The following is a 13,661-nucleotide window of genomic DNA, read 5'->3' on the forward strand; positions in this document are numbered from 1 at the left end:
GAGGACAGACATGAAGGCCATCACCGTCACCGACCCGAACGCCGGCACCGCCGGTATGACCCTCACCGAGCAGCCCGAACCGCACGCGTCGGAGAACGACGTCATCGTCCGCGTCCACGCGTCCGGGTTCACCCCGGGCGAGCTGACTTGGCCGGGCACCTGGACCGACCGGGCGGGCCGGGACCGCACCCCGAGCATCCCCGGTCACGAACTCTCCGGCGTCGTCACCGCACTCGGGTACGGAACCACCGGCCTCACGGTCGGGCAGCGCGTCTTCGGACTCGCGGACTGGACCCGGAACGGCACCCTCGCAGAGTTCGTCGCCGTCGAGGCCCGCAACCTCGCCCCGCTGCCCGCGGACATCGACTTCGTGACCGCCGCGAGCCTCCCCATCTCAGGGCTCACCGCCTGGCAGGGACTGTTCGAACACGGTCGTATCCGACCCGGGCAGAGCATCCTCGTGCACGGGGCCGCCGGCGGCGTCGGGTCCATCGTCACCCAGCTGGCCCGAGAGACCGGTGCATACGTCATCGGCACCGGCCGCACTGCCGACCGAGACGCCGCGACCGGGTTCGGCGCGAACGAATTCGTCGACCTCGGCAGCGACGATCTCGAGACGGTCGGGCAGGTCGACCTGGTTTTCGATGTCATCGGAGGCGATATCGGCGAACGCTCCGTCGCTCTCGTTCGCGCCGGCGGTACCCTCGTCACGATCGCCGGGCCGCCCGCACTCCAGCCCGTCGACGGCCGCTCAGTGTTCTTCGTCGTCGAAGCGAACCGAGATCAGCTCACGCAGATCGCGAACCGGGCCAGGGACGGGCGCCTGCGCACCCGCGTCGGCGCCGTATACCCGCTCGATGGCGCAGTCCAGGCCTTCAACTCCACCGAACGACCCACTGGCAAGATCATCGTCAGCGTCGGTTCGGGCGCTGAGAGAGGCCGCGTGATGCCGTTGCCATGAGTCTTCGCATCCGTTGCGTCGAGGTTCCGACGGATTCATCCACGGCAACGATGCGGGCTACCAGGCCCTCGCGGCATCCGTCGACCTCTCGCTCTTCGACTGATCCGAACGGTCATCCGATGTGACTGGCGACGTTGATCACGCCGATCTGCAACGATCGTTGGATGACCGATCGACAGCTCGACCGAACATTCGAGTGGCACGATCGAACCGTCGCGTGGCAGAGCTTCGGCGAAGGCCCTGCGCTGGTGTTCCTGCACGGAACCCCTTGGTCGTCGGCCCTCTGGCGGCCGCTGGCCGAAGCGCTCTCGGCGAGGTTCACCGTCTACCTGTGGGACATGCCGGGGTATGGCGCCTCGTCGAAGCATCCGGATCATGCCGTCGACCTGGGGCTGCAAGGCGAGCTGTTCGCGCATCTGCTGCAGCAGTGGGAACTCGATCGCCCGCACGTGATCGCGCACGACTTCGGAGGTGCCGTCGCGCTCCGCGCCCGGCTCCTGCATGGTGCCCGGTACGCCTCGCTCTGCCTCGTCGACGTCGTCGCGCTGCGCCCATGGGGCTCAGCGTTCTTCACCCTCGTGCAGCAGCATGCAGACGTCTTCGCCCGGCTCCCGGCGGCGATCCACCGCGGCGCCATCGAGGCCTACATTCGGGGCGCGAGCCACCGGGGCCTCAGTGAAGCGGAGCTCGAGATGCTCGTCGCCCCGTGGACCGGGGAACTCGGCCAACCCGCCTTCTACCGGCAGATCGCGCAGGCCGACGAACGGTTCACCGAGGAGGTCGAGGGGCTCTACACCGCCCTGACCGAGCCGACGCACATCGTCTGGGGCGTCGATGACACCTGGATTCCGGTCGACCGGGCTCACCGGCTCCACGCGCTGATTCCGGGTTCGACGCTCGCCCTCATCGAGGGAGCGGGGCATCTGATCCAACTCGATGCCCCCGCGCAATTGTCGGCCGAACTCACCCGGTGGACCGAAGCTGTGCGCGGCTCCGGTTTGTGACACTTGCCGATATGGGTATATGTTTGCTGTCATGGCACGAGCAGCGACCACGTCGGACGTCTTCAACGCCATCGCCGAGCCCCGGCGTCGGGACATCCTGACACTGCTGCGGGCAGGCGAACGACCGGTGACGGAGGTCGCCGAGGAGCTGGGGATGTCCCAGCCGGGGGCGTCGAAGCACCTGCGGGTGCTCCGAGAGGTCGGGCTGGTGCGGGACCGCAAGGCCGGCAAGCAACGCCTGTACGACGTTGACGCCCGTGGGCTGCAAGCGGTTCACGAGTGGACCGGCGGGTTCGAGCAGTTCTGGAACGAGAGCTTCGATCGGCTGGACGCATACGTGCAAGACCTCAAACAGGAAAGACAAGAGGAGTAGCTGAATGACGACGACTGGACGAGAATCGCGGGCGCACTCCGCGACAGCCGACCGCGAGACCGTGATCTCCCGAGTGATCGACGCCCCGCGGGAGCTGGTGTTCGAGGCGTTCACCGAGGTGCGGCACTTGTCGCAGTGGTGGGGGCCGGAAGGGTTCACCACCACCACGCGGGCCTTCGAGTTCCGCGTCGGCAGCGAGTGGGACTTCGTGATGCACGGGCCGGACGGAACGGACTACCGAGAGTGGATCACCTGGACCGAGATCGTCCCGCCGGAGCGGATCGCGATGCTCCACGGCGAGTACCGCGGTGACCCGAATGCGTTCGAGTCGGTGCTCACATTCGCGCCCGACGGGGAGAAGACCCGGATCGAGATGCTCACGGTGTTCCCCACCAAGGAGCTGCGTGACGAGGCGATCGAGAAGCACGGTGCGATCGAGGGTGGTCAGCAGACCCTGGGCAACTTGGCTGCCTACGTCGCAGAGATCGCCCGTGGGAGCGGCAGGGCGGAACCACCTTATTGACCTGGTCGGTGCAGAGCCTTCACCGAAGACGACGCATCTCAGTTACACCGTGCATCCGCGTTAAGCGCCGGATACGCCATCCAAGACCGCCTCGTCGAACGGGGGATAGCTTTGATTGCTCATGCGCTCGGCCGCAGCGATGTATGTGGTGAGCGCCTCGCGTGACTTCGTGATGCTGGCCATCTGATCGTCGAGTCGCTGCAGACGTGAGCGCATTGCGGCCAGCAATTCCGGGCAACCCTGCAGCTCGGGAAGCTCGCCGACTGCGCAGGGCAGCAAGTACGCGATGTCGTCCGACGACAGGCCAGCACCAAGCAAATGCCTGATCTGTTTCACACGCAGAACGGCGCTCTCGTCGTACTCGCGGTAGCCATTCGCACCGCGGTCAGCTTCGAGCAGTCCTCGGGCTTCGTAGTACCGCAGCTGGTGGGAATTGACGGCTGCCCGGCGACTCAGTTCGCCAATGTGCATGATGACCTCGCTTGACCTTCACATGGGTATCAACGTTAACGATGGTGCCATGAGCACAACTGATACGAAATCACCGGTAACCGTGATCGGGCTGGGACTGATGGGACGCGCACTTGCCAGCGCCTTTGTGCAGGCCGGGCATCCGACGACCGTGTGGAATCGCACGACAGGCAAGGCGGATCAGCTGATCACCGAGGGCGCCGAGCTGGCACGGACTGTCGGCGACGCGCTCACGGCGAGCCCCCTCACAATCACCTGCCTCACCGACTACGACGCTGTGGCCGAGCTGATGGCGACAGCCCCGGATGCACTGAGCGGCACCACGCTGGTCAATCTGACCTCCGGCAGTTCCGCCCAGGCTCGAGAGGCCAGCGAGTGGGGTGCGCAGCATGGCGTCGCATACCTGGACGGCGCGATCATGGCGATCCCCTCAACCATCGGGACACCCGACGCGATGATCCTGCTGAGCGGATCGAACGCGGTCTTCGATGCCCACCGATCGACATTTGACGCCCTCGGCGTGACAACCTACGTCGGCGCCGACCCCGGGCTGGCAGCGCTCTACGACGCTGGCGGACTCGTGATGATGTGGAGCATTCTGAACGCATGGCTCCAAGGCACGGCCCTCCTGGAGACTGCTGGGGTCGACGCCGCGACATACGCGACATTCGCACAGCAAATGGCGGCCGGCGTCGCGACCTGGCTGCCGGGCTATGCCAACCAGATCGACGACGGCTCATTCCCTGCCTTCGTATCCACCCTGGATACCGACGTGCGCGCGATGGGGCATCTGGTCGAGGAGAGTGAGACGGCCGGTGTCAACGCCGAGCTCCCGAAACTGATCAAGGCGATGGCCGATCGAGCTGTCACGGCCGGTTATGGAAATGCGGCCTACCCCGTGCTAATCCAGGAGTTTCGCGGCCAAGAAGAGTGACCCGCCATGCGCGCGACCGCGGTGAGGTCACAGGAGCATCGGCCTTCGGGGCACCGAAGGAAAATGCGATGGCTCCGGGCTGTAGACGACGCATCCCACCTACACCGTGCACGCGCGGTAGGCGCGGAGGGCGGCGCGGGGGCTCGCATTGCGCCGCTCGCACGGCGGGTTTACACTGTAAACAACGAGAGGAGCACGCGATGGCAACACGCATCGACGCCGATGCGATCGCCGACGCGGCCATCGTCATCGCCGACCATGACGGGTTGAGCGCCGTCTCGATGCGCCGCGTCGGTGCCGCACTCGGCATCTCGGGCATGGCCCTCTACCGTCACATCGCCGACCGCGACGACCTCGTCGTGCGCATGGCCGCACGCGTGGCGACCGAACGCGCGCTGGTTCCGCGGGGCGACGCGAGCTGGCGCGATTCCCTCGAGCACCTCGCATTGCACATGTGGCATGCATTCGAACGCCATCCGTGGCTCCTCGGCGCCGTGATCTCCCCCGGCCGCGTGCTCGACCTCGCGAGCGTCGAGCAGACGGGCCTGGTGCTGCACCGCTTGAGCGCGGCCGGAGCCGACGACGACTCCGCGGGTGACGTGTTCATCGGCACCGCCGCGATCGTGATGGGTGCGGCCGGGTTGACGCTCACCCCACTCCCCCATGAGCGCGATATCGACTACAGCATCGATCGACTCTCGACCGATGCCGACGCCGACGCCGACGCCGCCTCTGACGTCAACTCCGCCGCCGCACTCGCATCCGACCCGCAGGTCTCCCGATTCCGCGCCCGTCCGCTCAACGCGGCCCGCGGGCGGCACATCCTGCAGACCACACTGACCCGCTTCCTCGACGAGGTCGCGGCAAGCCTCACCCCGCCTCCGACTCGGGGGCATGACCGAAAGGAACCCCAAAATGCGTCTCTCTGAGAAGGTCGCCATCGTCACCGGCGGTGCCGGCGGCATCGGCCAGGGCATCGTGCGCCACTTCCTCGACGAGGGTGCTTCCGTGCTCGTCGTCGACCTGATCGACCAGGCGGCGGGTGAAGAGGTCGTCGCGGGCCTCGCGAAGGGCCGCCCGGCCCGCTACCTGCAGATGGACATCTCGAATGCCGAGAACGCTCCCGTCATCGTCGCCGCCGCGGTCGAGGCGTTCGGCAAGCTCGATGTGCTCGTCAACAACGCCCACGCGTCGCAGCAGGCACCCATCATGGAGACCACACAGGAGATGTGGGATCTCTCACTGGGCAGCGGCATGTACGCGACGTTCCATCTCATGCGCGCCGCGCACCCCGAACTCGTGAAGACCAAGGGCGCGATCGTGAACTTCGCCTCGGGCGCCGGCATCAAGGGCATGCCCACGCAGGTCACCTATGCCGCCGCGAAAGAAGCGATTCGCGCGATCTCGCGCGTCGCCGCGCACGAGTGGGCCGCCGACGGAGTGCGCGTGAACCTCGTCTCACCCGTGGCGCTCACGCCGGGCATCCGCCAGTGGTCGGAGTCCTTCCCCGCCGAGTACCAGAAGGTCGTCGACGGTGTGCCGCTCGGTCGACTCGGCGACCCCGAGCACGACATCGCCCCGGTCGTGGCGTTCCTCGCGAGCGATGACTCCCGCTACCTGACCGGCCAGACCCTCATGACCGACGGCGGATCGACCATCATGCCCTGAGCAAGGCAGAGCAGAGTCAGAGCATCGTGCTCCAATTCTTGCCCTGAAGAGCACGCGGCGATTGTGCACGGCTGTCGACCGGAGCATCCTGAGACCATGAGCGACCGTGAGGAATTCTTGGTTTGGCTTCAGAGCGAGTTCGTTCGAGCCGAACGCGCCATGTTCGACGGCGACGACGGCCCGCGCCGAGCAATCTGGTCGGTGGATGACCCGGTCACCGTGCTCGGCGCGTGGCGTAACGCCGCGAATCGCGCCGAGCTGATCGAGGCGTTCGAAGAGCTCTCGACGAGCTTCTCGAACTGCACCGACTACGCGTTCGACCTGATCGCCTTCAACGTGCTCAGCGAGATGGCCTACACCGTGGGCTACGAGCGCGTCTCGTCGTCGATCGACGGCGAGCCCCGCAGGTTCACGCTGCGCGCCACCCAGGTGTACCGCCGCGAGTCCGACGGATGGCGCGTCGTGCACCGGCACGCGGACACGGCCGGGTAGTTCGACGAAGACCAAGTGCGATTGACGCTAGTCGTCGCCGTCGAACAGCCCGCCATCGAGCAGCCAGTGGTGACGCAGGCGGAGCGCGCGTTCGGTGCTCGCCAGGACGGTGGCCACCAGGAGCGTGATGTTGAACGCGGCCGGGAGCTGGATCGGAGAAATGAAGGAGCCGACATTCTCGGCGACGGGTGGGATCTGGGAGATCTGCTCCGCGATCTGCGGGACACCGAGGATCAGGGCGACGATGAGCACAGCGATGGACGCGAGCCCGATGGCACGGCCCATAGCCGGGTGCTCGCGCTCCAGGCGCGCACGCCGGCCCTCGGCTGAGGCGGGATCGGGTACCAGCTGCTGCTCGACCCCGGCATCGCTCAGGTAGTGGCAGCGCTTCAGCCCGTAGCTGCTGGCGACCACCTCGACGGTACCGCCCGGCACCGGGAACGCCGCGGGGAGCTTGGATCCGGCGTGATGCAGACCGTCGCGGTAGAGCTGCGCCCAGACTTCGCCGTTCGAGTCGCCCGCGAGCCGCACGTCGACGGACCAGATCTGACGCAGGCCGTCGTCACGAATGAGGCGAAGATGGAACAGCGCGCGAGAGAACATCTGCCACCACCGAAAACGATTGAGCGCGTGCCCATCACCAGGCTTGACCTTGCGCGCAGCGCGCCGACGCTTCCGATCCGAAACCACACCCGCCACCCTAGCGACTCGCTCTGCGGCAGCGACCGAGCGCCATGACCACCTCGAGTGCGGTCGGCGCCATTCGAGCTCGTTGCGGACGAGTCCGGGGGTTTTCCGGATTCCCCGTGTTGCACGCGCTCTCTATGTTCGAAACATGCCTCTCGCCGCCCTCCTTCGAACGTGGCTCGCCTCCGTCGTCGCCTGCCTTCCGCTCTTCGCCTTGCTGCTCATTCCCGAACTCATGCGCAGTCGGGCGGGCAGCGAGCAGCTGCTCATGATCGGCATCGTCGCCATGCTTGTGCTCGTCGTCGCGGCGTTCACGTTCGCGCCGGTGTTGAGTGCGATCGCAGCGCCGAGCGCTGATGGATGGACGCCGCGGTCGGCCTTGCGGGCGACACGAGCGGTGTGGCACTCACACACCGCCCGCGCCTGGCTGGCCATCGGTGTTGCGGTGCTCATCTACGCGATCGGGCAGGCCGTCGGCTACTGGGTCGGCGCGCTCGTGCCATCGGTGAGCGACAACCCGGCGGCGTTCGGCACCGATCCATCTGAGCCGCGGTGGCTGATCGACTACCCCGCATACGCGCTGCAAGCCGTCGTGATCTACACCTTCACGACCCTCGCGATCGCCTGGTACGGATGCCGCATCCGCTCGCTCTCCCTCACCCTGGCCGCTGGTGCTGTGTCCCTTCACGGTTCTCGGCCACCCCGTGCGGCGTCCACAAGCTGAGCTTCGCCGAGTGGCAGGCGATGGGCGCGCCGACCGCCGTCGACGAAGCTCGGGTTCCCGACGCCTCAGGTCGTGTCGAAACTCCCGTAGCCCGCAGACGCGCGGATCTGGAACTGCGGCCCATGCCCGCGGCATACCCGTTCGGGAAGTTGAGCTCACCGTCCCTCGACGACCGGGTCGAGACCGGCGCCCAAGGCCCTCAGAAAGACGTGCGTATGCTCCAGTTCATCGGCTGACGGCCAACCGTGAGCGGCTTTGGCGGCACTTGCAGCGACGTCTCCTGGGTGCCGCTCGAGGGCCGTCAGCAACGTCGGTATCGAGTGATGCTGGTCATCAAGGAGCGAGCTCGTCACTCGCAGGCGGAACAGGGGGTCCAACTTCGGACTGCCCGCGGTCAGCGCGATGAGCAGAATCGTTGCTTGGTCGACGAGCTCATCCGCCTTCTCGGTACTGAGTCCGAACCTTGTGAGAAGTCCGGTTCGCATCGCCGAGTCGGCGAGCTGACTGGGCTCCGTGACTCCGATGGCCTTCAACGATGTTCGGTGGATCGCAAAGACACCGATCTCCCAGCCGGTCTTGAACGGCTTGAGCACTGCGTCCCTCATTGCAGGCTCGTTGCCAAGTCCCTCGAGTTCGGGGTCCTCGAGCGCGCTGGCGCGGTAGTCATCGAGCCAACACACACCCTTGAGATGCCCGGCCGCTTCACCGATCGTCGATCTGCGAGCCGATTCGTCCGCCGTCGCGAGGGCCTTCCGCGCGAGATAGCAGGCGTACGAATACCGCGTACCGAAGTCGATCGACTTCGCCGCCTCCTCCGCCCATTTCTCCGCCAACTCGCGGTAACTCTCGGCAGCCAGCGGCTCGCGGAGTGCCAGCGTGATCGTCTTTCGATCTCGACCGTCGGTCAGGATCAAGTAACACAGACCGGCTCGCTCCCGTACACGAGCAACAGCCTCCTTGATGGGTTCCTGCTCGTCCGGGGTCAACTCCTGGAGCACATCAAGGAGGGCACCGACGATTCGCGTCGCCCGATCGCGCCGCTCATCCGAGGGCCAGCCGTGCGCCGAGTAGTTGCGGGCAGCGGTCGTGTAGAGGGTCATCAAACGAAGCAGGAGGAGGCGCGGTTCGGAGTATTTGTGCGCATCCGACTCCTTCGCTGTGTGCCACTTCCTGCCAGGCACGTCCGAAGCAATCTCAGCTCGCCCGCTCAGCACTGCAGCACGGTTGATCATCGGCTCGAGTCGGTCCATCAACCCCTCGGAGTCCGTGTTTTCGTCGTACCGCAGGAAGACGTCTTCATACTCGATCAGGATGCTTTGAGGGTCGACCTGGATGGCCTCGCGAATGTACGCATGCCGGTTCGCACCCGCAGATGCACGGGCAACGGAGAGCAGACCGATGCCGCGCCACGACTGGGGCCGGTAGAAGCCCACGACATCGGGGTACTGCTTCGCGAGGATGGTCGCGGCGAAGCCGGCAGCGAGCTTCAGGAGCTCCGCCGGATGGCTCGCGTCCGACGGGTCGAGAGGGAGCCGGAGGGGGGTCTCTTCGATGACGCGGCCGTTTCGGCGAAGCGTCGCCACGCCGTCTTGTGCGTCGAACACGGTGACCTCGAGTCGCCAGGGTGTCAGGTTCAGCAACAGGTTGAACCCGTTCCCGATCAGTTCTACGAACCAATGACTCGATCCGGATGCCACCACGACGACATCGTTCAGATCTCCTGCGCTTGGCCGTTCGATGACTCGACCTTTCGGGGCATCCGCGTTCATGGACCGCAGCTGGGTGAGCAACTCGGTGGACCATGCGCTGTTCGCTGAGCCGGACGGCTGCACGACCGTCGCATCGAGCCGCGCAGTCGTCGCCATGCCCCACGCGAGGCAGATGGTGCCGCCGATTCCGAGCATGGCTGCAATCACGAGCATCACCGCCAGGACCTGCGTCGACGTGTCGGGTAGTGAGACGATCCAGGCGAAGAGCGCCGAGGTGCCACCGGTGACCACGTATCCGAAGATCTTGGCAGATCGGCTCTCACCTCGTGTGATCCTGGCCTTGGCCCATGGCGCGACCGCAACGATGATCCGCGCCGTGACGATCAGCGCCAACCAGCAGAGTCCCCCGCCGATGACGAGGTGAGTGGCAGGCTGTACCCACTCGGTATTGAAGTCGTTCCACTCTTTTGGGATGTCGCCGAGCGGCGATACATCGAAGATGCTCGTTCCCGCCGCGATCGGCTGCACGTCTCCTCCCAACAACGACCTCGAGCGATAGCGTCCTCCCCCGCGCGGAGCGCAGCAAGGGAGCATCACACCCCAGTTCAGGGTGCACAGTGCAGCGATCAGTCACTCGCGCCCGTCTGGCATCCCCCGAACTCGGGGTCTCGGGCTCGGCCGCGCCGTGAGTATGCTGCGGGTGTCCGCGCAGCGCCGCAGGGGGCGACCGGGCTCATCCGCACCGCGACGCTTGGGGGACACGCATGTCGAATCAGGATCAGCCGCTCGAGAAGCTCAGCTTCTCGGGAGGCGTCATCACGTATCGGATCGCGAACGCGCCGACGACGCAACCGGCGCTCACGCCGGCCGAGGTCGCCGCGCAGCTCGCCGAGGCGTTCGCCCGATGGGAGGAGGTGTCCAACTTCGACTTCCAGCAGGTCGACACGAGCGACGCGCTCTTCGACCTCTCGTTCACCGACTTCGACCGCGCGGACTGGGCGGACTGGCGCAAGGACAATCCGAACGCGATCGCACGCATGACGCCCGGCAGCGGTGACCATCGCAACATCGCCTTCGACGACGGAGAGAACTGGACGAAAGCCGAGCAGGACCTGGCGGGCAACCCGGTCAACCCGGTGCTGTGGCTCCTCACGACCCTCGTCGGCAACCCCATCGTGAAGAACCTGGTCGCGGTGGCCGTGCACGAGGTCGGGCACGCGTTGGGGCTGGAGCACACGAACGATAAGCAGTCGATCATGCAGCCCTCGGTCACCGTTCGCGACGGGTCGCTCTTCTACTACCTCAGCGACCAGAGCCTGCGGCAGGTCGACATCGAGACGCTGGAGCGGCTCTACGGCGATCCGCACGTGGCGGCGCCACCGCCCGCGTCGCCCGCCGGGTACGCGATCGTCGGCTCGACGTTCAGCGTTGCCAAGCAGGACTCGTCGTCACCGCACACGCTCGTCGCCGCCTGCTGGGGCGAACGCCAGGGCTCCTCGGTCGAACTGATGCGCGCATACGCCTGGGACCAGGAGCGCGGCGCGCAGGGCTATGCGCAGTGGATGCTCTACCTGCGCAACACGAACGACCTGTACAACCGGTGGTTCGTGGTGGGCGGAGGCACGTACGTCGCGAATTCCCCCAACGTGCACCTCACGATCAGCGAGCAACCGGACGGCAGCAGCGTGATGGTGAACGCGTCGGACTACAGAGTCATGGACCAGTGGGGCGATCAGAATGGAGTGCAACGGCTCGTGGCCCGGGCAAGAACGCACAACGATGCGGCCAAGGCCGACTGCGACAGCATCATGTACTTCTCAGTGCATCAAGGGCTGGGAAAGGATCCGGCGGCGTTCGTCGGCAGCTTCACGGATATCGGCACCGAAGGCTTCAACGACAAGTACCGGGCGCGGGTGTGGGGCGAATCCTCCGGCGCGCACCAGCACCGACTCGCCCGCGCGCGCACTTGGCCCGACGGTGGCAGTCGGCCGAAGTACGACAATGCGTTCTCCGAGACCTACGGCTGGTTCGCGACGTAAGTCGTGGGGGCTGGTCGGCGCAGACCCAGACGCGCCGAACGCCCGACCCTCGCGATGAGGGGTCGGGCGTTCGTGGTGGGTCTCGATACGCTCGCTGGCGCTCGCTACTCGACCAACGTTCAGGCGGCCACCGGCAGCGCGACCGTCGCTCGGGCACGGGCGCCACGGCGAACTCGCCGTTGACCGCATCGACCCGCACGCAGCTTCTTGAACAGCACGATCTCGTCGATGCGGTTCAGGAACTCGGGCCGCATGGCCTCGCGCAGCTTGCCCATGACGCGGTCGCGCAGGTCCTTCTCGGAGGAGAAGCCCGAGGCATCCGCCCCGGCAACGAATTCGCGCGGCGCGCCACTCAGGTCTGTCGCCGCGAGTCCGACGGATGGCGCGTCGTGCACTGGCACGCGGACACGGCCGGGTAGCACACGGGTCGATGAGGAGGCGCGCTGCTCCGGCGCCTTCTCAACTCGGAGTTCCGGTACTTCGGTACTTCGGTACCGCCGCGCGGGCACGGATCTGCCCGCCCCGACCGCTCGTAGGATCGAGGCATGGGGGCACAAGAGTACCGATACGACACCGAGGTCGTTCGACTGATGTACGACTACACCTCGTCGGTAATCTGGTTCCCCGACCCGGTTCGATACGAGCAGAGCGGGCTCAGCTCCGAGCTGATCACCGATCTGCAGGCCTGGGGGCGGTTGCATGACGAGGGCCTCGATCACGACTTCGAGTGGCGGTCACCCGAGCTGCCCGCCCGCGTCGACCGGGAGCGTCAGGAACTCGCCCATCGCCTCGGCGACGAGCTCGGCTCGGCCTTCGAGATCGAGTTCGGTGTGCCGCACGGCGTCTGGTTCGGGCCGCGACACGCGATGTACCGCTCGATGGAACCGCCGACGAACCCCGTGGCCGCAGCGATCTTCACGGCTTGGGCCGACGCGGCGCAGGCCGAGCGAGCCGAGCTGGCGAAGCGTGCCGCTGAGCGGGGAGCATCCGGCAAGAGCGGCGGCTGGTACGCCGTGATCCCGGGCCCCGGGCAGGCGTTCGTACCGCCAGAACGCCCCGAACGCGAATGACGAGCGCCCGACCCGTTGAATTCGCCCACAAGGAAGGCCGGGCTTTCGTGGTTCGACCGGTTGCCGCTGCGGCTTCACACCGGGAGCGACATCTCACGCGGCGAAGGAGATCGCTATCCGCCGATGCAGTTCGGATCGCCCTCACCCATGCACGTCGGGCCGCGAGGCTCGTCGGCCGGTGGTGCCTGCTCTGGGAAGAAACGGTCGGCCGGCACCGCCGCCGCGAATGCGACGATCAGGCCGAGGCATCCGACGATGCACGAGGTGATGATGAGCCCGCGCCGACGGCTGACCGCGGCGAACACGATGGCGCCGACGTAGGCGACGAGCGTGAGCGCCGCGGTGATGAGATAGCGGTCCTCCTGCGCCGGGGTGACCACCACCGGTGCGCTCCAGATCCTGAAGTACGTCTCGATCGCCTGCCCGACGAGCACGAGTGTGAGCAGTCCGCCGAGGGCGACCAGCCCGCCCGCGATCCTCGCGGACGTGCGCCGTTCCCGGCCGAGGAATGCCGCGGTGAACGCGATGCCGAGCGCGACGACGACGGTGAGGATCCCGGCGTCGATCCAGGCGATGCCGTTGCCCAGTACCGCGCCGAAGCCGCCGCGCGCAAGACCGGGGAGGCTGCGCACGACGGTCGCCAGCAGGACCGCGACAGGCGCGGCGAGCACGATCAGCGCCCATCGCCCGGGCCGGCGCATCGACCGCAGGCCGAACTGCACGGCCGAGGTGAGCGCGACCCATGCCAGCAGGTTCGGGTCGGCGACCATGGCGACGAGCCGAAACAGCGCATCGGTCGAGCGCAGCCCGTCTGACGAGACCACGAGCAGGAGCACGCCCAGCAGGCGAAGCACGACGACGGATGCCACGAGCACGACCGTCTCGACGGCGCGCGCTCGCAGGTCGAACGTCGGGCGGTCAGGGGCGACAGGGGCGACCGGTCCGCCGGCGCCGGTGTCGTCGTCGGCTGCCGGTAGGGCTCCGCTCATCCGTCAAGTATCGATCG

16 protein-coding genes are annotated in these 13,661 nt (G+C 66.8%); 11 read left to right on the forward strand and 5 right to left on the reverse strand.

Annotated elements, in window-relative coordinates:
- Positions 1-10 precede the first annotated feature (10 nt).
- The 4 genes from AC1C2S_RS03500 to AC1C2S_RS03515 all read left to right on the forward strand — a co-directional run bounded on the left by AC1C2S_RS03500 (position 11) and on the right by AC1C2S_RS03515 (position 2,861).
- Positions 11-961, forward strand: a complete 951-nt coding sequence (locus tag AC1C2S_RS03500) for an NADP-dependent oxidoreductase (protein ID WP_495351149.1) — start codon at positions 11-13, stop codon at positions 959-961.
- Positions 962-1,125: 164 nt separating this feature from the next.
- Positions 1,126-1,965 (forward strand): alpha/beta fold hydrolase, encoded by an 840-nt coding sequence (locus tag AC1C2S_RS03505; protein WP_495351150.1) that lies wholly within the window; start codon positions 1,126-1,128, stop codon positions 1,963-1,965.
- Between the two features lie 31 nt (positions 1,966-1,996).
- Complete coding sequence (locus AC1C2S_RS03510) at positions 1,997-2,338, forward strand: ArsR/SmtB family transcription factor (RefSeq protein ID WP_495351151.1); 342 nt, start codon at positions 1,997-1,999, stop codon at positions 2,336-2,338.
- Positions 2,339-2,342: 4 nt separating this feature from the next.
- On the forward strand, positions 2,343-2,861 hold the full coding sequence (locus AC1C2S_RS03515; RefSeq protein ID WP_495351152.1) for an SRPBCC family protein: 519 nt from the start codon (positions 2,343-2,345) through the stop codon (positions 2,859-2,861).
- Positions 2,862-2,921: 60 nt separating this feature from the next.
- Here the strand turns inward: AC1C2S_RS03515 and AC1C2S_RS03520 are convergent, their stop codons facing one another.
- Positions 2,922-3,332: a MerR family transcriptional regulator gene (locus AC1C2S_RS03520; RefSeq protein ID WP_495351153.1), complete on the reverse strand. Its 411-nt coding sequence runs from the start codon at positions 3,330-3,332 to the stop codon at positions 2,922-2,924.
- Positions 3,333-3,381: 49 nt separating this feature from the next.
- Here AC1C2S_RS03520 and AC1C2S_RS03525 point away from each other — a divergent pair, with 49 nt between their 5' ends.
- From AC1C2S_RS03525 to AC1C2S_RS03540, 4 genes are all read left to right on the forward strand, one after another.
- Positions 3,382-4,266 (forward strand): NAD(P)-dependent oxidoreductase, encoded by an 885-nt coding sequence (locus tag AC1C2S_RS03525; protein WP_495351154.1) that lies wholly within the window; start codon positions 3,382-3,384, stop codon positions 4,264-4,266.
- Positions 4,267-4,466: 200 nt separating this feature from the next.
- The gene (locus AC1C2S_RS03530) at positions 4,467-5,195 is read left to right on the forward strand and encodes a TetR/AcrR family transcriptional regulator (protein WP_495351155.1); all 729 of its coding nucleotides are present in this window, start codon (positions 4,467-4,469) and stop codon (positions 5,193-5,195) included.
- Positions 5,182-5,934 (forward strand): SDR family NAD(P)-dependent oxidoreductase, encoded by a 753-nt coding sequence (locus AC1C2S_RS03535; RefSeq protein ID WP_495351156.1) that lies wholly within the window; start codon positions 5,182-5,184, stop codon positions 5,932-5,934. Before AC1C2S_RS03530 ends, AC1C2S_RS03535 begins: the two co-directional genes overlap by 14 nt.
- A 96-nt stretch (positions 5,935-6,030) precedes the next feature.
- Positions 6,031-6,426, forward strand: coding sequence for a YybH family protein (locus AC1C2S_RS03540; RefSeq protein ID WP_495351157.1), 396 nt, complete (start codon positions 6,031-6,033; stop codon positions 6,424-6,426).
- A gap of 27 nt (positions 6,427-6,453) precedes the next feature.
- Here the strand turns inward: AC1C2S_RS03540 and AC1C2S_RS03545 are convergent, their stop codons facing one another.
- Positions 6,454-7,029 carry a hypothetical protein gene (locus tag AC1C2S_RS03545; RefSeq protein ID WP_495351158.1) on the reverse strand — a complete coding sequence of 192 codons (576 nt, stop codon included), beginning with the start codon at positions 7,027-7,029 and terminating at the stop codon, positions 6,454-6,456.
- 232 nt (positions 7,030-7,261) lie between these two features.
- Between AC1C2S_RS03545 and AC1C2S_RS03550 the strand changes: the two genes are divergently transcribed.
- Positions 7,262-7,837 carry a hypothetical protein gene (locus tag AC1C2S_RS03550; protein ID WP_495351159.1) on the forward strand — a complete coding sequence of 192 codons (576 nt, stop codon included), beginning with the start codon at positions 7,262-7,264 and terminating at the stop codon, positions 7,835-7,837.
- 155 nt (positions 7,838-7,992) lie between these two features.
- On the opposite strand, the gene AC1C2S_RS03555 is transcribed toward AC1C2S_RS03550, so the two are convergent.
- Positions 7,993-10,074, reverse strand: coding sequence for a hypothetical protein (locus AC1C2S_RS03555; protein WP_495351160.1), 2,082 nt, complete (start codon positions 10,072-10,074; stop codon positions 7,993-7,995).
- Positions 10,075-10,310: 236 nt separating this feature from the next.
- Between AC1C2S_RS03555 and AC1C2S_RS03560 the strand changes: the two genes are divergently transcribed.
- Complete coding sequence (locus tag AC1C2S_RS03560; protein ID WP_495351161.1) at positions 10,311-11,585, forward strand: matrixin family metalloprotease; 1,275 nt, start codon at positions 10,311-10,313, stop codon at positions 11,583-11,585.
- A 119-nt stretch (positions 11,586-11,704) separates the two neighbouring features.
- On the opposite strand, the gene AC1C2S_RS03565 is transcribed toward AC1C2S_RS03560, so the two are convergent.
- Positions 11,705-11,986 carry a hypothetical protein gene (locus tag AC1C2S_RS03565; RefSeq protein WP_495353258.1) on the reverse strand — a complete coding sequence of 94 codons (282 nt, stop codon included), beginning with the start codon at positions 11,984-11,986 and terminating at the stop codon, positions 11,705-11,707.
- A 144-nt stretch (positions 11,987-12,130) separates the two neighbouring features.
- Here AC1C2S_RS03565 and AC1C2S_RS03570 point away from each other — a divergent pair, with 144 nt between their 5' ends.
- Positions 12,131-12,655 carry an immunity protein CdiI family protein gene (locus AC1C2S_RS03570; RefSeq protein WP_495351162.1) on the forward strand — a complete coding sequence of 175 codons (525 nt, stop codon included), beginning with the start codon at positions 12,131-12,133 and terminating at the stop codon, positions 12,653-12,655.
- 113 nt (positions 12,656-12,768) lie between these two features.
- Here the strand turns inward: AC1C2S_RS03570 and AC1C2S_RS03575 are convergent, their stop codons facing one another.
- Positions 12,769-13,644: a hypothetical protein gene (locus AC1C2S_RS03575; protein ID WP_495351163.1), complete on the reverse strand. Its 876-nt coding sequence runs from the start codon at positions 13,642-13,644 to the stop codon at positions 12,769-12,771.
- Positions 13,645-13,661: the final 17 nt, after the last annotated feature.

The organism is Agromyces sp. Y782 (genome assembly GCF_059445405.1).

Excerpts from the sequence above, each read along its gene's own strand:
- AC1C2S_RS03525 (WP_495351154.1), top strand. The coding sequence starts at position 3,382 with ATGAGCACAACTGATACGAAATCACCGGTAACCGTGATCGGGCTGGGA.
- AC1C2S_RS03505 (WP_495351150.1), top strand. The coding sequence starts at position 1,126 with ATGACCGATCGACAGCTCGACCGAACATTCGAGTGGCACGATCGAACC.
- AC1C2S_RS03520 (WP_495351153.1), bottom strand. The coding sequence starts at position 3,332 with ATGCACATTGGCGAACTGAGTCGCCGGGCAGCCGTCAATTCCCACCAG.
- AC1C2S_RS03530 (WP_495351155.1), top strand. The coding sequence starts at position 4,467 with ATGGCAACACGCATCGACGCCGATGCGATCGCCGACGCGGCCATCGTC.
- AC1C2S_RS03550 (WP_495351159.1), top strand. The coding sequence starts at position 7,262 with ATGCCTCTCGCCGCCCTCCTTCGAACGTGGCTCGCCTCCGTCGTCGCC.
- AC1C2S_RS03560 (WP_495351161.1), top strand. The coding sequence starts at position 10,311 with ATGTCGAATCAGGATCAGCCGCTCGAGAAGCTCAGCTTCTCGGGAGGC.
- AC1C2S_RS03500 (WP_495351149.1), top strand. The coding sequence starts at position 11 with ATGAAGGCCATCACCGTCACCGACCCGAACGCCGGCACCGCCGGTATG.
- AC1C2S_RS03540 (WP_495351157.1), top strand. The coding sequence starts at position 6,031 with ATGAGCGACCGTGAGGAATTCTTGGTTTGGCTTCAGAGCGAGTTCGTT.
- AC1C2S_RS03570 (WP_495351162.1), top strand. The coding sequence starts at position 12,131 with ATGGGGGCACAAGAGTACCGATACGACACCGAGGTCGTTCGACTGATG.
- AC1C2S_RS03535 (WP_495351156.1), top strand. The coding sequence starts at position 5,182 with ATGCGTCTCTCTGAGAAGGTCGCCATCGTCACCGGCGGTGCCGGCGGC.
- AC1C2S_RS03515 (WP_495351152.1), top strand. The coding sequence starts at position 2,343 with ATGACGACGACTGGACGAGAATCGCGGGCGCACTCCGCGACAGCCGAC.
- AC1C2S_RS03545 (WP_495351158.1), bottom strand. The coding sequence starts at position 7,029 with ATGTTCTCTCGCGCGCTGTTCCATCTTCGCCTCATTCGTGACGACGGC.
- AC1C2S_RS03510 (WP_495351151.1), top strand. The coding sequence starts at position 1,997 with ATGGCACGAGCAGCGACCACGTCGGACGTCTTCAACGCCATCGCCGAG.
- AC1C2S_RS03575 (WP_495351163.1), bottom strand. The coding sequence starts at position 13,644 with ATGAGCGGAGCCCTACCGGCAGCCGACGACGACACCGGCGCCGGCGGA.